Genomic DNA, 2,716 nt, shown 5'->3' on the forward strand with positions numbered 1-2,716 from the left:
CCGGCGCCCCCCTCCCCCGCAGGGGGAGGGAGAAGCTCGCTCCCGCCCATTGGCCTCTTCACTTGAAGATCTCCGGCTGGCGCGGCTCGATCAGTTCGCGCCCTTCGCCCAGCAGGATCAGTCGTTCTTCCGCATCGATCCGCACCAGGACCAGCCGGCGCGCGGGGTCCAGCACCAGGGTCTCGACCACCTGCATCCGCCGTTCGCCGCGCTGGGCGTTCAGCTTGGCCATCAGCTGCGGCGCATAGCGACGCGCCGCATAGGCGGCCAGGCCGATCAGGCCCAGGGTGAAGGCCAGGCCGAAGACGGCGCGGGCGAGATCGAGGAAATTCATACGCTTAAGGCCCCGCGCAGTCGGCGCTGTTCCTCAAGTCTTAACCACCACGGTTAACGATGGGTTTAGATAACGGCCTGTTAACCATGGAGGCGGCATTTTCTGCCCATCGCGCGCATCCGCGTCGCACGGGAGATCGCCATGGGCGTCGCCGACATACCGCTGCTGGGGCAGATCAAGGGCCGGCTGGGCTGGCTGGACGAGCGCCAGAAGCTCATCGCCGAGAACGTGGCCAACGCCGACACGCCCGGCTTCGTCGGCCGCGATCTGAAACAGCCGACCGACTTCGCCGCCGCCCTGCGTTCGGGCGGGGGGCTTCAGGTCGTCCGCACCAACCGCGCCCATATCGCCCCGGCCGTCAGCGCGCCTCGGTTCGATCCGACCAAGTCGCCGGACTCCGAGACCACGCTGGACGGCAACTCGGTGGTGGTCGAGGAGCAGATGCTGAAGATGGCCGAGAGCCGCATGGCCTATGACGCCGCCATCGGCTTCTACCAGAAATCCATGTCCATGCTCCGCATGGCCGCGCGCAAGCCTGGCGCGGGCTGAGACGAAGGACTGATCCATGCCTGATCCCATCCCCCCCTCGAACAGCGCCATGGCCGTGGCGGCCTCGGCTCTCAAGGCCCAGCAGTCGCGCATGCGCGTCATCGCCGAGAACATCGCCAACGCCCAGTCCACCGCCCGCACCCCCGGCGGCGAGCCCTATCGCCGCCAGATCCCGGTCTTCCAGGCGCGCGAGGTCGACGGCGCGACCGGCGTGACCCTGGCCGAGGTCCGGCCCGACCAGGGCGAGTTCAAGATGGACTACGACCCCTCGCACCCGGCGGCCAACGCCCAGGGCTATGTGATGCGGCCCAATGTCGACACCCTGGTGGAAGCCATGGACATGCGCGAAGCCCAGCGCGCCTACGAAGCCAATCTGAACGTCATCGAGACGGCGCGGTCCATGGACAGCCGCACCCTCGACATCATCAAACGCTGAGGACTAGGCCATGAACCCGATGATGGCCGCCCGCGCCTACGCCGCCGTTCAGGGCAGCGCCATGCCCACGGCGGCGCAGCCGCCCGCCTCCGGCGACAACGGCTTCGCCGACCTGGTCAAGAACGCCATGACCGACATGACCCAGCAGTCGCGCGCGGCCGAGACCCAGATGACCCAGTCGATCCAGGGCAACGGCAATCTGATCGACGTGGTCACGGCCCTCAGCTCGGCCGAGGCGTCGCTGGAAACCGTGATGTCCGTCCGCGACCAGGTGATTTCCGCCTACAAGGAAATCATGGCCATGCCGATCTGATCCGCCGGCGCGCGGCCCAGGTCCTTCAGGTTCCGTGCGGAAAATTGCGGGTCGGCGGCGCGCCGAAATCCGCGCCCTGGCCTGACGTCTTGCCGACCAGGCGGCGGCGGGCCGCGCGTAGGTCGCGGATCGCCAGGGGCGCCAGGGTCCAGGGCTCGATGCAATAGCGGTGGAATAGGCGGCGGGGGTTCTGCGCCAGCCGATAGGCCCATTCGATCCCGGCGCGGCCCATCCATCGCGGCGCGGGATTCTGGGTTCCCGCCTCGTAGTCGAAGGCGGCGCCGACCGACAGGATGACGCAGTCGGGCAGGGCGTCGAACACGGCCAGGGTCCACAGCTCCTGGCGCGGCATGCCCATGCCGACGAACAGGATATGCGGCTGAAAGGCCTGAATCTCCGCGACGACTTCAGCGTTGTCGGCGGAACCTGCCCGGGCGTCGAAGAAGCCGTGACGGGTGCGGATCTCGGTCTTGGGATAGCGCGCGCCCAAGCGGCGCGCCGCCTCCTCGCCCACGCCCTGCGCGCCGCCGACCGCCATGACCCGCCAGGCCTTGCGGTTGGCGACGCTCCAGAAATGGTCGCGCCAGTCCAGATAGGTGCAGCGATGAAAGCCCCGGCTGTGCAGCCCAAGGGCGCGGGAGAACCAGATCATCGGCGTCGAATCGACCTCGACCAGCTCGGCCATGTCGTAGAAGGCCCGCATCTCCGGATGTTTCTGGAGCAGGTACAGACTGTGCAGATTGTGGTTGGCCACCACGCTCTTGCGGCCCTCGGCCACGGCGTCCTGGACGTGATGCAGAACTTCCTCGGGCTTCACCAGATCGACCAGCTGGCCGAACATGTGGACGCGCTCGCGCCGACGCCGACGCTTGCGATAGGTCGCGCGAGGGGTCGTGCGCCGCTCGTGCGCCTTGGGAACTCGGGACGGATCCGCCATCGCTCCCAGATAGGGGACGGGCTCTCAAAGCGAGGTAAGCAAACAGGCTTAACGGGCCGCAACCCTGTCCGACCGACGCCTGCGTCGGGGCCTCCCGCCTCGCTTGCGAAATAAAACCGACCTGCGACGAAAAATCCCTGTTGACCC

The 2,716-nt window shown here is 67.7% G+C and carries 5 protein-coding genes; 3 read left to right on the forward strand and 2 right to left on the reverse strand.

Features of this window, described 5'->3' with window-relative positions:
- Positions 1–58 precede the first annotated feature (58 nt).
- Complete coding sequence (locus tag ER13_RS16875; protein WP_008260176.1) at positions 59–334, reverse strand: flagellar biosynthetic protein FliO; 276 nt, start codon at positions 332–334, stop codon at positions 59–61.
- Between the two features lie 141 nt (positions 335–475).
- Between ER13_RS16875 and flgB the strand changes: the two genes are divergently transcribed.
- From flgB to fliE, 3 genes are read left to right on the forward strand one after another with little or no spacing between them, the layout of a single operon-like run.
- Entirely contained in the window at positions 476–883 is a 408-nt protein-coding gene (gene flgB / locus ER13_RS16880; protein ID WP_035311182.1) for a flagellar basal body rod protein FlgB, read from the forward strand.
- A 49-nt stretch (positions 884–932) separates the two neighbouring features.
- On the forward strand, positions 933–1,319 hold the full coding sequence (gene flgC, locus ER13_RS16885; protein WP_008261179.1) for a flagellar basal body rod protein FlgC: 387 nt from the start codon (positions 933–935) through the stop codon (positions 1,317–1,319).
- Between the two features lie 10 nt (positions 1,320–1,329).
- Complete coding sequence (gene fliE, locus ER13_RS16890) at positions 1,330–1,632, forward strand: flagellar hook-basal body complex protein FliE (RefSeq protein WP_008262620.1); 303 nt, start codon at positions 1,330–1,332, stop codon at positions 1,630–1,632.
- Positions 1,633–1,657: 25 nt separating this feature from the next.
- Here the strand turns inward: fliE and ER13_RS16895 are convergent, their stop codons facing one another.
- The gene (locus ER13_RS16895; protein WP_035311184.1) at positions 1,658–2,569 is read right to left on the reverse strand and encodes a WecB/TagA/CpsF family glycosyltransferase; all 912 of its coding nucleotides are present in this window, start codon (positions 2,567–2,569) and stop codon (positions 1,658–1,660) included.
- Positions 2,570–2,716: the final 147 nt, after the last annotated feature.

The organism is Brevundimonas sp. EAKA, assembly GCF_000698025.1.
GTDB lineage: Bacteria > Pseudomonadota > Alphaproteobacteria > Caulobacterales > Caulobacteraceae > Brevundimonas > Brevundimonas mediterranea_A.

Excerpts from the sequence above, each read along its gene's own strand:
- ER13_RS16875 (WP_008260176.1), bottom strand. The coding sequence starts at position 334 with ATGAATTTCCTCGATCTCGCCCGCGCCGTCTTCGGCCTGGCCTTCACC.
- flgB (WP_035311182.1), top strand. The coding sequence starts at position 476 with ATGGGCGTCGCCGACATACCGCTGCTGGGGCAGATCAAGGGCCGGCTG.
- flgC (WP_008261179.1), top strand. The coding sequence starts at position 933 with ATGGCCGTGGCGGCCTCGGCTCTCAAGGCCCAGCAGTCGCGCATGCGC.
- fliE (WP_008262620.1), top strand. The coding sequence starts at position 1,330 with ATGAACCCGATGATGGCCGCCCGCGCCTACGCCGCCGTTCAGGGCAGC.
- ER13_RS16895 (WP_035311184.1), bottom strand. The coding sequence starts at position 2,569 with ATGGCGGATCCGTCCCGAGTTCCCAAGGCGCACGAGCGGCGCACGACC.